Origin of the sequence: Micromonospora sp. H33, assembly GCF_052068455.1 — a bacterium.
In the GTDB taxonomy this organism is placed as follows: Bacteria; Actinomycetota; Actinomycetes; order Mycobacteriales; family Micromonosporaceae; genus Micromonospora.
In genome coordinates, this window is the sequence record NZ_JBQHDE010000004.1 from 62,139 (window position 1) to 78,385 (window position 16,247).

A 16,247-nucleotide genomic window follows, 5' to 3' on the forward strand; every position below is an offset into this window, starting at 1 on the left:
GGCTCTGTCAACCCCGGTTGACACTCCTGTTAGGGTCCGGCCGTGCCCGCGAGTTCGTTCGACGATCCCCACCTGCTGTCGGTCGGGCACCTGCGCCTGCAACTGGTGGGCGGCACCATCGTCGGCCACCGGTACCCGGCGAACTTCGACGTCCTCCACGTCGACCCCGACCTGCCCCTCGCCGTGGTCGCCGACGGCATGGGCGCCGGTGAGGGCAGCCGGCGGGCCGGCAGCACCGCGGTGGACACGCTTGTCGCGGAGGTCCGAGCCGCGTGGCCCGAGGTGGACGCCCGACGGTTGCGCACCGCCGTGGCCCGGGTCCAGTCCGCGGTACGCGCCGCCGGCGCCGACCTCGCCGACCTGACCGGATGCACCCTCACCGCCCTGCTCGTCGAGCCGGACGGCGGACCGGGCTGGCTGGTGCAACTCGGTGACTCCCGGGCGTACCGGCTGCGCGACGGCCTCCTGGAACTGCTGACCGTCGACCACACGGCGGCCTGGCTCGGCGTCGTCCACGGCTGGTACGCGGCCGACTCCCCCGCCGCCGCCCGGGCGCGCTACCAGCTCACCCGCTACGCCGGGCACCCCGGCGAACCGGAGGCGGACCTGCTCGCGGTGACGCTGCGCCCCGGCGACACCTGGCTGCTCTGCACCGACGGCGTCAGCGACCAGGTCGACTACCACCGCCTGCGGGAACTCCTGGCCGACCCCGATCCGAGCCAGGCCCTCCGCGCCCTCCTCGACGCCACCCTCGCCGCCGGCGGCACCGACAACGCCACCGCCATCCTCATCCGCGTGACGTAGGGCCCTCTCTGGGCCTCAAGACGCCGGCACTCGCCCGTCGATCTTGAAATTGGTGGCCGGCGGGCAGGTGGATCATGTGGAGACGCCGCTGGCCGGCACCCGTGTCGGGTGCCGGCCAGCGACTTGTTTCCCCCTGTGAGGAAGGTCAGTGAGTTCAGCTGTTCCAGTGCTCGGCGACGAGGTCGGCGGCCTGGGTCTCCCACTGCGCGTAGTGGAACGGGTAGGCCGAGACCTGCACGGTCTGGGCGGCCTTGGTCAGCGGCATGTCCTGCCAGCCGTCGACCTGCTTGAGGCCCTTCAGGAACGCCATCGTCGAGTACTCCGGGTCGGTGATCTGCTCCACCGTGCCCCACCCGCTGGAGGGGCGCTGCTGGAACAGGCCCTGCGAGTCATGGTCGTTGCGCTCACCCAGATGACCCAGGTTCTCCAGCTTCGACTCCTGCAGCGCGGTGGCGATCGCGACCACGGCGGCGCGCTCGTCCATGTCGGCCTTCTTCGTCGCCGCGATGATCGCCTTCACATTCGCGACCTGCTCGTCGGTGAGGTCGATGCGCGACTGCTCGCCCTGCACACCATGCGGGATCAGCGTGCCCTTGTCCACCTTGTCCGCCTGCGCGGTCGCGACGACCGGCTTGACCGACTCAACGGTCGGGGCGGCGTTGGCGGTGGCCGGGCCGGCGACCATGCCACCGGCGAAGGCCAGACCAGCAATACCCAGAACGCTCTTCCGCAGCAGCTTCGTGTTCATCAGAGAAGCTCCATTCGGGGGAAGGCGCCACCAGCCACAAGAAGGGGGGAACGGGCGTGGTGACGCGAGCACCATCAGGCGCCCGAAGACTTGAGGGATTTCCGTCGGTGCCAGGGCCCAGGGGGTGGACCGTCTCGACGGGGTGAATCAGACCCGGCGACCGGGGGCCACGCCCGCGGGGGCGGGCTGACCGGGAGCCGGAGGCCACGCCCCGGGGGGCGGGCTGCTCTCGTGGTGCCGGGTCCAGATGTAACGACCGCCGGCCCGCCATCATTCCGGGGCCCCCGCACCCAGCCACGAAGGCAGGCGCTGCTCGATCGTCCAGGTGATGTAACGACCCCGCCCCCGCCACGATTCCGACCCTGGGATGCCGCCGATCACACCCCGAAACCGGACACCCGGCCCCGAGGCGGCACAGCCGAGCCGGACATACCGCCCACCGCGCGCAGGGGTGCCCGGAGATCTTGGAAGATTTGGGCCCCTCTGGGGGCCGTTTGCTTCCAAGATCTGCCCGTGGGTGTGAACGCCGGCCCTTGACGGTCTGACAAATCATGCAAGGATTGTCAGCATGTCGAACGACAGGCTGGAGGCCATCCTCGCGGCGGCGTACGAGTGCTTCACCCGACACGGGGTGCGCCGCACGACGATGGACGACATCGCGGCCGCCGCCGGCATGTCCCGCCCGGCCGTCTACCAGTACGTCCGCAACAAGGACGACGCGTACCGACGGCTTGCCGAGCGGCTCTTCACCGGCTCCCTCGCCGAGGCGCGCCGGGCCGCCGCCGACCCCACGGCTTCCACGGTCGAGCGGCTCATCACGGTGCTCAGGGCCAAACTGGAACTCACCCTGACCCTGCACCGGGAGAGCCGGCACGCCGCCGAACTGCTCGACGAGAGCACGAAGCTGACCGGAGACCTCGTGGAGGCGTACACCCGGGAGCTGACCGACGCGGTGGCCGGCGCGCTCGCCGACCGTGCCGGGTCCCGGGCCCGCGCGGTGGCCGACGTGCTGGTCGCGCTGACCCGCGGCCTGGAGGCCGACCTCACCGATCCTGACCTGCCCCGACGGCGACTGCGCGACGGTGTCGCGCTGATCGTCGCCGGCCTCGACACCCCTGGAGATCCCGCATGACCACCGTCCTCGTCACCGGCACCTCGTCCGGCATCGGCCGGGCCACCGTCACGCGCCTGGCCCGGCGTCCCGAGCTGACCGTCTACGCCACCGCCCGCAAGGTCGAGGCCATCGCCGACCTGGCGGGGGCCGGTGCCCGGCTGCTCCCCCTCGACGTCACCGACGAGGCGTCGATGGCCGCCGCCGTCGCCGCGATCGAGGCCGAGCACGGCCAGGTCGACGTCCTGGTGAACAACGCCGGCTACGGGGAGTACGGCCCGATCGAGGAGACCCCGATGGATCGGGTCCGGGCGCAGTTCGAGACGAACGTGTTCGGGCTCAGCCGGCTCACCCAGCTGGTGCTGCCCGGCATGCGCCGGGCCGGCCGGGGCCGGATCGTCAACGTCAGCTCGATGGGTGGCCGGATCGTGTTCCCCGGTGGTGGCTACTACCACGCGAGCAAGTACGCCGTGGAGGCCATCTCCGACGCGCTGCGCCAGGAGGTGCGGCCGTTCGGCGTCGACGTGGCGATCGTCGAGCCGGGCCTGATCCGTACCGGCTTCGGTGCCGTCGCGGCCGAATCGCTCGGCAAGGGGGCGGATCCGGCCGGGCCGTACCGGCGGATGGTGGCCGCGGTGGACGAGACGATGGCGCGTTCGTACGAGAGCCGCCTGCTCGCCGTCACGCCCGACGCGGTGGCCCGGGTGATCGAGCGTGCGGTGACCGCCCGCCGGCCGCGCACCCGCTATCTGGTCACGGCGGCGGCGTGGGCGATGGTGCACACGCGGCGTCTCTTCGGCGCCCGCGTGTTCGACGCGATCAACCGCCTCCAGTTCCGCTGAGCCGCCGCGGGACGAACTGAAACCGGGAGCGGACGAACTGAGCCGCGAGCGGACGAACGCACCGGACGAACCTAACCGCCGGCACCGGACGAACGCACCGGCACGGAAGCGGAGCGCACGTCGCGCGCCGATCCCGCCCCACCGCTGCACCGGCGCGACTAGCCTCGGGACGGGGGCCGGGCGCGACGCCTGCGGAGGTGATGCCGGATGGCCGCAGTCACCGATGCGCCGGTGCTCGCCGGTGTCGGCTCGGAGCGCAACCTGCCGCTGGTCCGGCTGGCCGCGCGGGAGGCCGCCGCGTACGGGCGGCCGCTGCGTCTCCTGCACGCGTTCGACTGGGGGGCCGCCCTGACGGCGCCGTCGGTGGCCGGGCAGCACGACGCGACGGAGGAACTCCTCGCCCGCGCCACCGAGGTCGCCAAGGACGTCGACGAGACCCTCCCGGTCAGCGGCGAGATCTCCGAGGAACCCGCGGTGGAGGCGCTGGTGCGCCGGTCGGAGACGTGCTTCCTGGTCGCCGTCGGCGACAGCGGCATGAGCACCAACCCCGGCAGCTGTGTGCCCGCCGAGGCCCCCGCGGTGCGGATCGCCGCCCGGGCCGGGTGCCCGGTGCTGGTGGGACGCCGGGATCCACCGTCGGAGGGCCCGGTGCTGGTCGGCGTGGACGGCTCGATCGACTCCCGGAAGGCTCTGGCGTGGGCGTTCGAGTACGCCGCCCGGCGAGAGGTCCGGCTGGTCGCCGTCCGGGTGGCGGAGCCGGGGGCGGACGACGACCCGGCGGTGCTCACCGGGATCGTGGCCCGGGTCGGCGAACGGCGCCCGACCGTGCCCGTCGAGTGCCACACCATCCGCGGCGACCCGGGTGCCGTCCTCGTCGAGCAGTCGCGGTCGGCCCAGCTCGCGGTGGTGGCCGCGCGGGGCAACCAGCCCGGGAGGGGCATGCTCGGCTCCGTGAGCCAGTCGGTGCTCTACCACTCGCCGGCGCCGGTGATCGTCGTACGCGGGCTCGCCCCGGCGGACGGCCCGGACGCACGGGACCAAGGGCCCTGATCCACGTCGGCCGATTCGGCGACGCTGATGACGGAACCGCTCCTTCCGGATGCGCCACTCCCCGACCCGCGAGAGGCTCAGGCAGTATGGACACCGCAACCGACCTGCACAGGCCCCTGACGGAAGACGAGCTGCGCCGGCTGGACGCGTACTGGCGGGCGACGAACTACCTCACCGTCGGGCAGATCTACCTGCTGGACAATCCGCTGCTCCGGGAGCCGCTCGCGCCGGAGCACGTGAAGCCGCGGCTGCTCGGGCACTGGGGCACCAGCCCCGGCCTGAACCTGCTCTACGCGCACCTCAACCGCGTCATCGTCGCCCGTGACCTCTCCGCCATGTTCATCACCGGCCCGGGGCACGGCGGCCCGGCCCTCGTCGCGAACACCTGGTTGGAGGGCACGTGGAGCGAGCTCTACCACGGCACCGGCCGCGACGAGGCCGGAATGGCCCGCCTGTTCCGCCAGTTCTCCTTCCCCGGCGGCGTCCCGAGCCACGTCGCGTCCGAGGTGCCGGGTTCGATCCACGAGGGCGGCGAGCTGGGGTACGCGCTGAGCCACGCCTACGGCGCGGCGTTCGACAACCCCGACCTGCTGGTCGCCTGCGTCATCGGTGACGGCGAGGCCGAGACCGGCCCGCTCGCCGGCAGTTGGCTGTCCAACGTGTTCCTCAATCCGGCCCGGGACGGGGTGGTGCTGCCCATCCTGCACCTCAACGGCTACAAGATCGCCAGCCCGACGGTGCTCGACCGCATCCCCGAGCCCGACCTGCTGGACCTGATGCGCGGGTACGGCTACCAGCCGTACGTGGTCGCCGGCGACGACCCGGCGACCGTGCACCAGACGCTCGCCGCCACGCTGGACCGGGCGCTGGACGAGATCGCCGCGATCCAGCGGCGGGCCCGCTCCGGCGGTGCCGTCGAGCGCCCGCGCTGGCCGATGATCGCCCTCCGTACGCCCAAGGGCTGGACCGGGCCGCGCGACGTCGACGGCAAGCACGTGGAGGGGACGTACCGGTCGCACCAGGTGCCGCTGTCGGAGGTGCGCACCAACCCGGTGCACCTGGCCGAGCTGGAGCGCTGGCTGCGCAGCTACCGGCCGGAGGAGCTGTTCGACGCGACCGGGGCCCCGGTCGCCGACCTGGCGGCGCTGCCCCCGACGGGGGACCGCCGGATGAGCGCCAACCCGGTCACCAACGGCGGGCTGGTGCTGCGCGACCTGACGCTGCCGGATTTCCGTGAGTACGGGGTGGACGTGCCGCGCCCCGGCGCGACGATCGGCGGCGCCACCGGCGCGTTGGGGCCGTGGATCCGGGACGTGATCGCGGCGAATCCGCAGACGTTCCGGCTCTTCGGCCCGGACGAGATTGAGTCCAACCGGCTCGGTGCCGCGTTCGACGTCACCGGCCGGGCCTGGGTGGCCGGCACGGTGCCCGGCGACGACCACCTGTCCCCCGACGGGCGGGTCATGGAGGTGCTGTCGGAGCACCTGTGCCAGGGCTGGCTGGAGGGGTACCTGCTGACCGGCCGGCACGGCATCTTCACCAGCTACGAGGCGTTCATCCACATCGTCGACTCGATGGTCAACCAGCACGCGAAGTGGCTGAAGGTGACCCGGGCCATCCCGTGGCGGCAGCCGGTGGCCTCGCTGAACTACCTGCTCTCCAGCCACGTGTGGCGGCAGGACCACAACGGCTTCTCGCACCAGGACCCGGGGTTCATCGACCACGTCATGAACAAGAAGGCGGAGGTCGTCCGGGTCTACCTGCCGCCGGACGCCAACACCCTGCTGTCCACCATGGACCACTGCCTGCGCAGCCGGCACTACATCAACGTGGTGGTCGCCGGTAAGCAGCCCGCGCCGAACTGGCTGACGATGGACGAGGCGGTCATGCACTGCCGGCGCGGCATCGGCATCTGGGACTGGGCCAGCACCGACGCCGGCGAGGAACCGGACGTGGTGCTCGCCTGCGCCGGCGACGTGCCGACCCTGGAGGCCCTGGCCGCAGCCGACCTGCTGCGCCGGCACCTGCCCGACCTGAAGGTGCGGGTCGTCAACGTGGTCGACCTGATGCGCCTGCAACCACCGTCGGAGCATCCGCACGGGCTGTCGGACAAGGAGTTCGACACCATCTTCACCCAGGACCGGCCGGTCATCTTCGCGTACCACGGCTACCCGTGGTTGATCCACCGGCTGACGTACCGGCGGACCAACCACGACAACCTGCACGTCCGCGGGTACAAGGAGGAGGGCACCACCACCACGCCGTTCGACATGGTGATGCTCAACGACCTGGACCGGTTCCATCTGGTCATCGACGTGATCGACCGGGTTCCGGGGCTCGCCAACCGGGCCGCCCACCTGCGGCAGGAGATGGTCGACGCCCGCGAGTCCTGCCGCGACTACACCCGCCGGTACGGCGAGGACGACCCGCGGGTGGCCGAGTGGCGGTGGATCCGGGAGAGCGACCCCGAGCTCAGGGGCGAACAGTGAGCGGCGACGAGATCCTGGTCGGCTACGACGGCTCGCCGGACGCCGCGCGGGCGCTGGACTGGGCCCTGGACGAGGCCGGACGGAGCGGGCGGCCGGTGCGGCTCGCGTACGTCTTCGAGTGGCTCACCGTGACCGGCTGGATCGGTCCCGGTGTGGCACCGGGCGTGTGGCCCGACGAGGCGGCCCGGCGGCAGGTGGAGGAGCTGGTCCAGCGGGCGGCGGCCGACGTCGCCCGCCCGGGGCTCACCGTCACCGGCGAGGTGTACGACGGCCCGCCCGCCCTGGTGCTCCAGGAACGGTCCGCGCAGGCCGGTCTGCTGGTGCTCGGCACCCGGGGCCACGGCGGGTTCGGCGGCCTGCTCGCCGGGTCCACCGCGGTGTCGGTCACCGCCCACGCGCACTGCCCGGTCGTGGTGGTCCGCGGCAACACCGGAGGGCGCACGCGGCACGTCGTCGTCGGCGTGGACGGCTCGGAGCAGTCGCTCCTGGCGCTGGGCTTCGCGTTCGAGCAGGCCGCCGCCCGCAACGTGCCGCTGCGCGTGCTCCGCGCCTGGCACGTGCCGCCCGGGCAGCGCCCGCCGGCCACCCCGGAGTCCCTGGCGGCGATCCGGGCCGACCGCGCCGAGCTGGACGAGCCGCTGACCCGCTGGGAGCGGACGTTCCCGGACGTCGACGTGACGGTGGACGTGGCGGAGGGCAGCGCCGCCGCCCTGCTGGTGGCGGCGAGCCGCACCGCCCAGCTCGTGGTGGTCGGCACCCGGGGCCGGGGCGGGCTGACGGGGATGTTGCTCGGCTCCGTCAGCCAGCAGCTCCTGCATCACGCGCACTGCCCGGTCGCGGTCGTCCGCGAACGCTGAGCCTGCGGATCGTCCCCCCGCGAAGGGGCCGGATGGCGCATCGGGGAATCGGGGCGGGCCGAAGCACCGACGCGGGGCTCGCGGTGTCGATGCTGTCCCAGCCGGTCGAGGTGCCGACCGCCGCGAGCAGCTGCGGCTGTCGCTGGGGCGGTTCGGCACCCCGCAGATGGTGATGCGCGTGGGTTACGGCCAGCCCGGCTGGCCGACCCCCCGCCGGCCGGTCGACGAGGTGCTCGACCTGCCGGTCCGGCAGCCCTGCGCGACGGTCCGGCCGGGCCGCAGCCGGCAGCCCGGTCAGGGCGCGGAGGCCAGGACGGCCTCCTCCCGGGCCGGGTCGAGGCCGACCGGGGCGCGCTGCGGGCGCCCGGCCCGGGGCGGCACGGCGCCGACCGCCCGCAGCCAGGTCCAGGTGTCGGCGACGGTCTCGGCGACCGGACGGCAGGTCAGGCCGGCGGCGTACGCACGGCTGACGTCGCGCTCCTGCAACCAGCGGTACGGGTGCCCGGCCGGGATCCAGATCGGCAGGTCGTTCCACGGTTCCACGCCGGCGGCCAGGATCGCCTCGGGGTCGGTCCAGCGCAGCCGCGCATCGGCCCCGGTCACCTCGACGGCGGCGTCCAGCAGGTCGCCCATCGTGGCGTGTCCGGTGCGGCTGACCACGTTGTACGTCCCGCCGGGCACGACCGGGTCGAGCAGGAAGGCCGCGAGGTCGCGCGCGTCGATGTACTGCAGGGGCAGGTCGGCGGGGCCCGGCGCCAGCACGTCGCCGCCCCGGGCCACCCGCTGCAGCCACCACGGCAGCCGGCCGATGTCCTCGCCGGGGCCGAGGATCAGGCCGGCGCGGGCGATCACGGCGCTCTTCCCGTACACCTCGCGCACGGCGCGCTCGGCACCGGCCTTGTTGGACGGGTAGTCCGCCTCGTCCGCGTCCGGCGCGGCGTCGACGACGGGCGCGTCCTCCGCCGAGCCGGGTTCGACGGGCTCGGCGTAGACGGAGCCGCTGGAGACGTAGACGTACCGCCCGACGCGCCCGACCAGGGCGCGCGCCGACTCCCCGGCGACGCGCGGCACCCCGTCCCAGGTGTCGACCACCACGTCCCACTCGCCGCCGGCGAGGGCGGCCAGGCCGCCGGGTGCCGTCCGGTCGCCCCGCAGCCGTTCCACGCCGGCCGGCGCCGTCCCGTGCCGGCCCCGGTTGAACACCGTCACCGACCAGCCACCGCGCACCGCCTCGGTGACCGTCGCCCCGCCCACGAATCCCGTACCACCCAGCACCAGCAGTCTCATGCGCTCCACTGTGCCGGTCGCCACCGGCCACCCGGCCCCACGTTCACCGTCAGCGGATCTGCCCACGGCAGAACACCGCGCCGCGACCTCCGTCGCCGGGTCGGGACGGACGGTGACGGCGGCGGCAGGAATAATGACGCGAGCCCGTCCGGGGGACCGTCGCTCGTGGAGCCGCCCCCGGCCCGACCGACCCGAGCGAGGATCCGCCATGACCGAGGGCCACCCCTCCGTCCCGAGCCCGCCCGCCCCGCCCTGGGCCCAGCCACCCGCCCCCGTGCCGCCACCACCCCGCAAGTCCGGGCGCGGCCTGTGGATCGCGTTGGGCGCCGTCGGAGTGGCCCTGCTGGTGCTGCTCGTCGGCTCGGTGGTCGCCGTCTCGGTCTACCTGGACCGCTCCTCCTCCAGCACCGCCGCCGGGTCCGACGAGATCGACGCCCTGCTGGCTGAGCACACCCGCGCGCTGAAGGAGCGGGACCTCGCGGCGTACCTGGCGCCGTTCGACCCGGCCGACAAGGAACTGGTCGCCCGGCAGACCACCCTGTTCCACAACCTCACCAAGCTGCCGCTGGCCGAGGCCCGGTACGAGGAGTTCGGCGCGACCACGGACACCGAGGCCACCTTCGACGTCCGGGTGTCGTTCGTGCACCGGTTCGAGGGCATGGACCCGACCCCGGTCGAGGAACTGTACAAGTGGACGGTCAGCCGCGCCGGCGCGGACGCCCCGTTCAAGGTCACCGCCGTCGGTGGTGCCCTGGTCGACGGTCCCGCCCGCGACATGACCACCTACTACCCGGCCCCGTGGGACACCGGCCGCCCCCTCCACGTGGAGAAGACCCCGCACACCGTGGTCATCGCCGACGAGTCGCTGAGGGCCGAGGCGCAGCGGTACGCGCCGCTCGCCGAGCGCGCCGCCACGGAGGACCTGGCCGCCTGGCGGGCCGGCGGTGTCGACGCGACGGTGCCGCAGGGCTTCGTCATCTCCCTGGTGAAGGGCAAGAAGGAACTGGGCTCGCTGTACCGGACGACGAAGGAGACGCCCGCCGAGTCCGGTGTGGCGATCCCGGTGCCACCGGCCGGGGCGATCGACGGTGAGGACGCGTCCGCGCCGGAGGTGGGCACCAGCCGCGTGGTGATCGACGTGGCCGACGAGTACCACTTCACCAAGGGCGACCGGGAGCTGGAGATCTTCCGGCACGAGCTGGCCCACGCGATCGTGAACGTCCTCCTGAAGCGTGGTCCGGGCGCGACGGCGCTGGACGGGCCGGAGAACTGGGTCGTCGAGGGGTTCGCCGAGTACCTGGCCCACGGCCGGAAGCCGTTCACCACCAGCGACCGCACCGCCGAGTCGACGAAGATCCTCCGCTCGTACGACTACCGCCAGGACCTGCCGGGCAACGCGGCCTGGAAGATGGAGGGACGGTTGAGCTACCACTACTGGCTCGGCCACTCGGCGATGAGCTACATCGCGGAGCGCCACGGGGAGCAGAAGGTGTTCCAGCTCGTCACCGAGCACTACCGGGGTACGCCGATCGGCGACGTGACGCGCGACGTGCTCGGCGTCTCGTACGCGGACTTCGAGGCCGGCTGGGCCGAGCACCTGCGGTCCGCCGCGCGCTGACCCGACGAGGCCGGGACTGCGGACGCGCCCCGCGGTCGCCGACGCTCGGTGCCCGCTCCGGATGGAGCGGGCACCGGAGGCGCAGCGGGTTCAGGCCTTGCGGAGGCCGGCGACCTGGAGAGCGGCGAACCCGGCAACCACGACCGCCTGTGCGATCACGAGCGCGGTGCCGAGACCGGTCAACGGGAACCAGCCGGCGGCGAGCAGCTCGACGCTCGCGACCACCCACGCGACGTTGACGGCGATCACGACAGCCACCGCGGGCCGGCTCACACCCGGCCGCGACGCGAGGAAGAGCAGACCGGCAGCGAAGGCGATCAGAAACGCACCGATCGGGTAGAGGAAGGCGGCGGGCAGGCCGAACATCTCGCCGAAGATCGCCGCGGCGGCGAGGTAGACGACCCCGTTGGCGCCCGAGCCGATCGCGTCCTGCTTGAGGGCGAAGCGAAGCAGCCTGGCGTCGTCGGCGGTCTGGACGGTGCTGGCGATGGTGGCCATCTCGGAGGTCCCTTCGTGGTGCTGACGTGCGTCTGGTCACGAAGCTACGGAGATCGCGGCCATGCCGAATCAGTCATCGTGACGGTAGGTTGCCAGTCGTGCTGCACGGACGGGCCGAGGAACAGGCGGAGATCGACCGGCTGTTGGAGGGCGCCCGGGACGGCCGGAGCGGCGCCCTGGTCCTGCGCGGCCCGGCGGGGATCGGCAAGTCGGCGCTCCTGGCGTACGCCGCCGAGCGGGCGGCCGGCATGCGGGTGTTGCGCGGTGTCGGAATCGAGTCGGAGGCGGCACTGCCGTTCGCCGCACTGCACCTGCTCCTGCGCACCGGGCTCGACCGGATCCAGGCGCTGCCCGGCCCGCAGGCGACCGCGCTCAACGGTGCGCTGGGGCTGCGTGGCGCCCCGCCGGACAGCCGGTTCCTGGTCGGACTGGCCACGCTGAGCCTCCTGTCCGAGCTCGCTGGGGACGGCGGGCTGCTCTGTCTCGTCGACGACGCGCAGTGGTTCGACCAGGCGTCCGTCGACGCCCTGGTGTTCGCCGCGCGCCGACTCGAAGCGGACGGCGTCGTCATGGTCTTCGCCGCCCGCCCGGACTTTCCGGTCAGCGGCCTGCCGGAGCGCCGGCTGGGCGGCCTGGACGGCACCGCAGCCGCCGCCCTGCTTCCCGCCGATCTTCCACCTCAGGTCCGGGATCGGCTCGTCCAGGAGTCGGACGGCAACCCGCTGGCGCTCATCGAGTTGCCTGCCGCGCTCAGTCCGGAACAGCGGGCGGGGCGACTGTCGCCGGTGGGCGCGATGCCGGTGGCCGACCGGGTCCAGGAGGCGTTCCACGCGCAGGTGGCCGCGCTTCCCGAGCCCGCGCGCACCGCGCTCCTGATCGCGGCGGCGGACGGCTCCGGTGAGCTCGCGACGCTGGTCGCCGCCGGCGCCTCCCTCGACGGGCTCGACGCAGCCGAGCGGAGCCGGCTCATCGAGATCAGAGGGTCAGCCGTCGGCTTCCGTCATCCCCTGATCAGGGCTGCCGCCTACCAGAGTGCCCCCGTCACCCGACGCCTCGCCGTGCACCGGGCTCTCGCCGACGCGCTGACCAACTCGGCCTCGCTGGATGCCACCGACCGGCGGACGTGGCATCTGGCCGCCGCCGCACTCGGTCCGGACGAGGACGTCGCCCATCGGTTGGAGGAGGCGGCCGGCCGAGCCCGTACCCGCGGCGGCCACGCCGCCATGGCGGCCGCCTATGAGCGGGCCGCCGAGCTCACCGCCGATCCGGTACGCCGGTCTGCGCGGCTGGCCGCCGCCGCACTGGCCGCGAGCGACGCCGGCCTGATGGGCCGCGCCGCCGCACTCGCCGACCGGGCCACTCCCGACCTGGACGACCCGGCGATGATCGTGGCGCTGACGCAGGTCCGTGCCCACCGCGAGGTCGAGTCGGGCACCCCGCTGGCGGCGGGCCGGATCATCCTGGACGCCGTCCCCCGCGTGACGGCACACGCCGCCGAGCAGGCCACCTGGCTACTGGTGGAGGCCGTCCGCTGTGCCTGGTTCGCCGGTGACGCGCCGCTGGCGGAGCAGGCGGCCGAGACGCTTCGGGAGCTGCCCGGGATCGATTCGCCGTTGGTCAGCCAGGCGGTCGGGCTGACCCGGTTGTTGAGCGGTGACACCGCCGGTGGAATGGAACGCATCAGCCCGGTACTCGACGTACCGGCGCTCGCCGGGCTGGGCGTACCGGGGCTGACCTTCACCGCCGGTGCCTGCCTCCCGGCGGGCCGCGCGGCGCTCTGCGAGGAGATCACCCGACGGATCGTGGCGGACTGCCGGGCCAGCGGCATGATCGGCTGGTTGGCGTTCGCGTTGCAGGACCAGGGGTTCGCACAGGGGCTGCTGGGCCGGTACGGCGAGGCGACGGCGACGCTCGACGCGGGGCTGCGGCTGGCGACGGACCTGGGTCACGAGCACCGGGTCACCCACCTCACCTGCTGCCTCGCCTGGGTGCTCGCCCACCAGGGCGACGTGGCGGGAAGTCGCGAGCGGGCCGAGGACGGTGTCCGGCGGGCCGACGACCGGGGGCTGGTTCTCGCCGCGACCATCGGGCGTTGGGCGCTCGGCCGGCTCGAACTCAGCCTGGGTGACGCCGACGCCGCCCTGGAGCAGTTGGCGGCCGTCCCGCCGACCGGGTTCGGCGTTCTCTGCGCCGCCGACGAGGTCGAGGCGGCCGTCCGCAGTGGCCGACCGGACCGGGCCCGGCAGCCACTCGAGCGCTATGTGACCTGGGCGCGCCACGTCCGTCAACCGGCCGTGGACGCGATCGCCCTGCGCTGCCGGGCCCTCGTCGACCAGGACGAGGCGCACTTCGCGGAGTCCGTCCGTCTGCACGAGAGCGCCGACAATCCGTACGAACAGGCGAGGACGCGGCTCGCCTACGGCGAGTGGTTGCGCCGGGCCCGGCGGCGGGCGGACGCCCGCACGCAGCTCCGCGGCGCGCTGGAGACGTTCGATCGACTCGGTGCGGAGTTGTGGGCCCGACGGGCGCGTGCCGAGCTGCGCGCGACCGGGGATGTGCCGGCCGCGCCCCGCCGGGCCGGTGACCCGCTCAGTGTGCTCACGCCTCAGGAACGCGAGGTCGTACGGCTGGCGGCGGGTGGCGCCTCCAACCGCGACATCGCCGCGCAGCTCTTCCTCAGCCCGCGGACGGTCGGCTACCACCTCTACAAGGCGTTCCCCAAGCTGGGCATCACGTCCCGATCCCAGCTGGCAGCCATCGCCCGGGCCGCCTGCGTCGAATGATGACGGCCGCGTGCGACCCGGCCACGACGTGATCCTGGTGGGCGATACTGGGTTTGAACCAGTGACCTCTTCCGTGTCAAGGAAGCGCGCTCCCACTGCGCCAATCGCCCGTGGTGACCCGCTTCGACCCGGTTCCCGGGGCGGGCGGTTCGCGAGCGGACGACGGGATTCGAACCCGCGACCCTCACCTTGGCAAGGTGATGCGCTACCAGCTGCGCTACGTCCGCGTGCCGCCGGGATCGCCCCGGCGACGGGCTTCAGTCTACCCGACCGCCAAGATCGCGCGACGGCCACCCCGTTCCCGCATGGTTGCGCAGGTCGGGCGCTGGGTACAGAGCACATCGACAGCACACCACATCCCGAAGAAGGAGGCTGTCGTGGGTATCGGCACCAGCATCTTCCTGCTCGCGCTCGGCGCGATCCTGACCTTCGCCCTGGACGCCACGCTCGGCGGCATCGACCTCGACGTGGTCGGCTGGATCCTGATGGCCGCCGGCGTGCTCGGCCTGATCATGACGACTCTGGTCTGGGGCCGGCGGCGGACGGTCGTCAGCACCACCGACCAGCCGGTCGAGTACCGCCGGGTGGAGGAGCGTCGCGACGTCACCCCGCCGCTCTGATCCGCCCCCGCCACGCGCGACGTGCCGGCCACCTGCGACGGTGGCCGGCACGTCCGTGGCCCGGGACGGGAACGGTGGGGCCGTCAGGATGCGGTGGTCACGAGGACGTCGCCGCTGGTGCTGGCCGCCTCGATCCGCAGGGCAGCGTTACCGCTCGCGGTCTGGCTGACCGGCAGGTCGCTGCGGGCCGTACCGCTGCGGCTGGACAGCTCGACGCGGGCGGTGACGCCCGAGCGGACACCGACCCGGATGGAGCCCGGCCCGGTGCGGACCTGAATCCGGCCGGTGACCGCCTCGGCGATGGCGATGCGGTTGGCGCCGGTGGTGAGGGACAGGTCGGCCTCGACGGTGCCGATGCTCACCGTGCCGCTGCCGGTGGTGAGCCGGGCGCCGCCACCGCTGACGCGGCCGATCTCGACGTGCCCCTGCCCGATGCGGGCGTCGAGCTGGCCGCCGCTCTCGGCGAGCCGCAGCGACCCGTCCCCGTTCCGGATCTTGCACTTGCCGTCGACCCGGTCGGCGGTGAGGCCGCCGGCGCTCGACTGGAGCTCGAGCGAGCCGGCCCGCCCGCTGACGGTGAACTGGGCGTCGCTGCCGGTCAGCTGGATCTTCGAGCCCGGGCGGGCCCGGACGACCACCCGCACCGGCACCGGCCGCAGGCGCCGGCGGGGTGGCTGCACGACCAGCCGGCCGCGGGTGAAGTGGACCGTCGTGCCACGCAGCACGTCGGCGATCGCGTCGGCCGGGGTGTCACCGGACGCCGGCGACACCGCGACGGTGACGGCGTCGGTCTCCACCAGCTCGACCAGAACCTCGCCGGTGCTCAGGTGGACCTGGATGTCGGCCGGCTCGGGGCAGTTGAACGATTCGATGCGGACGGTGGAGTCGATGTCAGCCATGGCGGACCCTTCCTTCGGTCGGTACGGCGCCGGTGCACCGCGTGGTCGGGTGGAACGGTGATCTGCGTCAGCCGACGACCCAGCCGCTGATCCGGCTGCGGACGAGGCCGGATCGACGGCCGCGCCGCTCCAGCGACTCCTGCACGGACCGCACGAGCCAGGTGTTGAGTGAGACGCCCTGCGCGCCGGCGGTCTCCTCCGCCCGCACCTTCAGTTCCTCCGGCAGCCGGAGGGTGACGCGGCTGGTCTCCCCCGACGCCTCGAGCGCCGGCGGCTCGGGGGCGGCCTCCTCCGCCTCGGGCAGGTCGCTGACGACGACCGCGACGTCGCGGCCGTCGAGCCGGACCTCCACGACCGGTCCCGCCAGCCGGTCGGTGACCTCGGCGGCGAGGTCGGACAGGGCGGTGAGCAGCGCCAGCCGGGCCGCGGGTTCGAGCGCGGCGGCCAGCAGGGCGGCGGTGCGGCGGGTCTCGTCGTCCCCGGCGGCCGCCGTGCGGGCGAGGGCGGCGTCGAGGTCGGCGAGGTACGGTGCCAGGTTCATGACACCATCATGACGTCATAAGTGACGTCAGTCAAGCGCATCTGACGTCAAAATGACGTCAGATGCGAGACGGACGGGGCGGTCGGACCGCCGCCGGTCC

At 73.4% G+C, this 16,247-nt stretch carries 14 protein-coding genes, 2 tRNA genes and 1 pseudogene; 10 read left to right on the plus strand and 7 right to left on the minus strand.

The features are described 5' to 3' along the window. Positions 1-42: 42 nt before the first annotated feature. On the plus strand, positions 43-804 hold the full coding sequence (locus tag ACTMS0_RS12040) for a PP2C family protein-serine/threonine phosphatase (RefSeq protein WP_441155224.1): 762 nt from the start codon (positions 43-45) through the stop codon (positions 802-804). Positions 805-958: 154 nt separating this feature from the next. On the opposite strand, the gene ACTMS0_RS12045 is transcribed toward ACTMS0_RS12040, so the two are convergent. Further along, complete coding sequence (locus ACTMS0_RS12045) at positions 959-1,552, minus strand: hypothetical protein (protein ID WP_441155225.1); 594 nt, start codon at positions 1,550-1,552, stop codon at positions 959-961. Positions 1,553-2,120: 568 nt separating this feature from the next. Between ACTMS0_RS12045 and ACTMS0_RS12050 the strand changes: the two genes are divergently transcribed. From ACTMS0_RS12050 to ACTMS0_RS12075, 6 genes and pseudogenes are all read left to right on the plus strand, one after another. Next, positions 2,121-2,684 carry a TetR/AcrR family transcriptional regulator gene (locus ACTMS0_RS12050; protein ID WP_441155226.1) on the plus strand — a complete coding sequence of 188 codons (564 nt, stop codon included), beginning with the start codon at positions 2,121-2,123 and terminating at the stop codon, positions 2,682-2,684. After that, the gene (locus ACTMS0_RS12055) at positions 2,681-3,505 is read left to right on the plus strand and encodes an oxidoreductase (protein WP_441155227.1); all 825 of its coding nucleotides are present in this window, start codon (positions 2,681-2,683) and stop codon (positions 3,503-3,505) included. The genes ACTMS0_RS12050 and ACTMS0_RS12055 overlap by 4 nt, the downstream gene beginning before the upstream one ends. Positions 3,506-3,712: 207 nt before the next feature. Further along, on the plus strand, positions 3,713-4,555 hold the full coding sequence (locus ACTMS0_RS12060; RefSeq protein WP_441155228.1) for a universal stress protein: 843 nt from the start codon (positions 3,713-3,715) through the stop codon (positions 4,553-4,555). An 86-nt stretch (positions 4,556-4,641) separates the two neighbouring features. Beyond that, positions 4,642-7,044: a phosphoketolase family protein gene (locus ACTMS0_RS12065; protein ID WP_441155229.1), complete on the plus strand. Its 2,403-nt coding sequence runs from the start codon at positions 4,642-4,644 to the stop codon at positions 7,042-7,044. After that, positions 6,996-7,901, plus strand: a complete 906-nt coding sequence (locus ACTMS0_RS12070; RefSeq protein ID WP_441155230.1) for a universal stress protein — start codon at positions 6,996-6,998, stop codon at positions 7,899-7,901. The genes ACTMS0_RS12065 and ACTMS0_RS12070 overlap by 49 nt, the downstream gene beginning before the upstream one ends. A 62-nt stretch (positions 7,902-7,963) precedes the next feature. Further along, a pseudogene (locus ACTMS0_RS12075) lies at positions 7,964-8,154 on the plus strand (Acg family FMN-binding oxidoreductase); the annotation flags it as partial. Between the two features lie 41 nt (positions 8,155-8,195). Here ACTMS0_RS12075 and ACTMS0_RS12080 read toward each other — a convergent pair. Further along, a complete protein-coding gene (locus ACTMS0_RS12080; RefSeq protein ID WP_441155231.1) occupies positions 8,196-9,188 on the minus strand; it encodes an NAD-dependent epimerase/dehydratase family protein in 993 nt (330 codons plus the stop codon). Between the two features lie 208 nt (positions 9,189-9,396). Here ACTMS0_RS12080 and ACTMS0_RS12085 point away from each other — a divergent pair, with 208 nt between their 5' ends. After that, entirely contained in the window at positions 9,397-10,806 is a 1,410-nt protein-coding gene (locus ACTMS0_RS12085) for a hypothetical protein (protein ID WP_441155232.1), read from the plus strand. A 90-nt stretch (positions 10,807-10,896) separates the two neighbouring features. Here the strand turns inward: ACTMS0_RS12085 and ACTMS0_RS12090 are convergent, their stop codons facing one another. Beyond that, complete coding sequence (locus ACTMS0_RS12090; protein WP_441155233.1) at positions 10,897-11,304, minus strand: hypothetical protein; 408 nt, start codon at positions 11,302-11,304, stop codon at positions 10,897-10,899. Positions 11,305-11,402: 98 nt separating this feature from the next. Between ACTMS0_RS12090 and ACTMS0_RS12095 the strand changes: the two genes are divergently transcribed. Then, the gene (locus tag ACTMS0_RS12095; protein WP_441155234.1) at positions 11,403-14,087 is read left to right on the plus strand and encodes a helix-turn-helix transcriptional regulator; all 2,685 of its coding nucleotides are present in this window, start codon (positions 11,403-11,405) and stop codon (positions 14,085-14,087) included. Positions 14,088-14,122: 35 nt separating this feature from the next. Here ACTMS0_RS12095 and ACTMS0_RS12100 read toward each other — a convergent pair. Both ACTMS0_RS12100 and ACTMS0_RS12105 read right to left on the minus strand, forming a co-directional pair. Continuing rightward, a tRNA-Val gene (locus ACTMS0_RS12100) sits at positions 14,123-14,197 on the minus strand. 44 nt (positions 14,198-14,241) lie between these two features. Further along, positions 14,242-14,314 (minus strand) — tRNA-Gly (locus tag ACTMS0_RS12105). Between the two features lie 150 nt (positions 14,315-14,464). Here ACTMS0_RS12105 and ACTMS0_RS12110 point away from each other — a divergent pair. After that, positions 14,465-14,707: a DUF6458 family protein gene (locus ACTMS0_RS12110; protein WP_441155235.1), complete on the plus strand. Its 243-nt coding sequence runs from the start codon at positions 14,465-14,467 to the stop codon at positions 14,705-14,707. Positions 14,708-14,790: 83 nt separating this feature from the next. On the opposite strand, the gene ACTMS0_RS12115 is transcribed toward ACTMS0_RS12110, so the two are convergent. Then, complete coding sequence (locus ACTMS0_RS12115) at positions 14,791-15,606, minus strand: DUF4097 family beta strand repeat-containing protein (protein WP_441155236.1); 816 nt, start codon at positions 15,604-15,606, stop codon at positions 14,791-14,793. Positions 15,607-15,673: 67 nt separating this feature from the next. Continuing rightward, positions 15,674-16,147 carry a toxin-antitoxin system HicB family antitoxin gene (locus ACTMS0_RS12120; RefSeq protein WP_441155237.1) on the minus strand — a complete coding sequence of 158 codons (474 nt, stop codon included), beginning with the start codon at positions 16,145-16,147 and terminating at the stop codon, positions 15,674-15,676. Positions 16,148-16,247: the final 100 nt, after the last annotated feature.

Excerpts from the sequence above, each read along its gene's own strand:
- ACTMS0_RS12050 (WP_441155226.1), top strand. The coding sequence starts at position 2,121 with ATGTCGAACGACAGGCTGGAGGCCATCCTCGCGGCGGCGTACGAGTGC.
- ACTMS0_RS12115 (WP_441155236.1), bottom strand. The coding sequence starts at position 15,606 with ATGGCTGACATCGACTCCACCGTCCGCATCGAATCGTTCAACTGCCCC.
- ACTMS0_RS12080 (WP_441155231.1), bottom strand. The coding sequence starts at position 9,188 with ATGAGACTGCTGGTGCTGGGTGGTACGGGATTCGTGGGCGGGGCGACG.
- ACTMS0_RS12065 (WP_441155229.1), top strand. The coding sequence starts at position 4,642 with ATGGACACCGCAACCGACCTGCACAGGCCCCTGACGGAAGACGAGCTG.
- ACTMS0_RS12045 (WP_441155225.1), bottom strand. The coding sequence starts at position 1,552 with ATGAACACGAAGCTGCTGCGGAAGAGCGTTCTGGGTATTGCTGGTCTG.
- ACTMS0_RS12120 (WP_441155237.1), bottom strand. The coding sequence starts at position 16,147 with ATGAACCTGGCACCGTACCTCGCCGACCTCGACGCCGCCCTCGCCCGC.
- ACTMS0_RS12085 (WP_441155232.1), top strand. The coding sequence starts at position 9,397 with ATGACCGAGGGCCACCCCTCCGTCCCGAGCCCGCCCGCCCCGCCCTGG.
- ACTMS0_RS12055 (WP_441155227.1), top strand. The coding sequence starts at position 2,681 with ATGACCACCGTCCTCGTCACCGGCACCTCGTCCGGCATCGGCCGGGCC.
- ACTMS0_RS12060 (WP_441155228.1), top strand. The coding sequence starts at position 3,713 with ATGGCCGCAGTCACCGATGCGCCGGTGCTCGCCGGTGTCGGCTCGGAG.
- ACTMS0_RS12090 (WP_441155233.1), bottom strand. The coding sequence starts at position 11,304 with ATGGCCACCATCGCCAGCACCGTCCAGACCGCCGACGACGCCAGGCTG.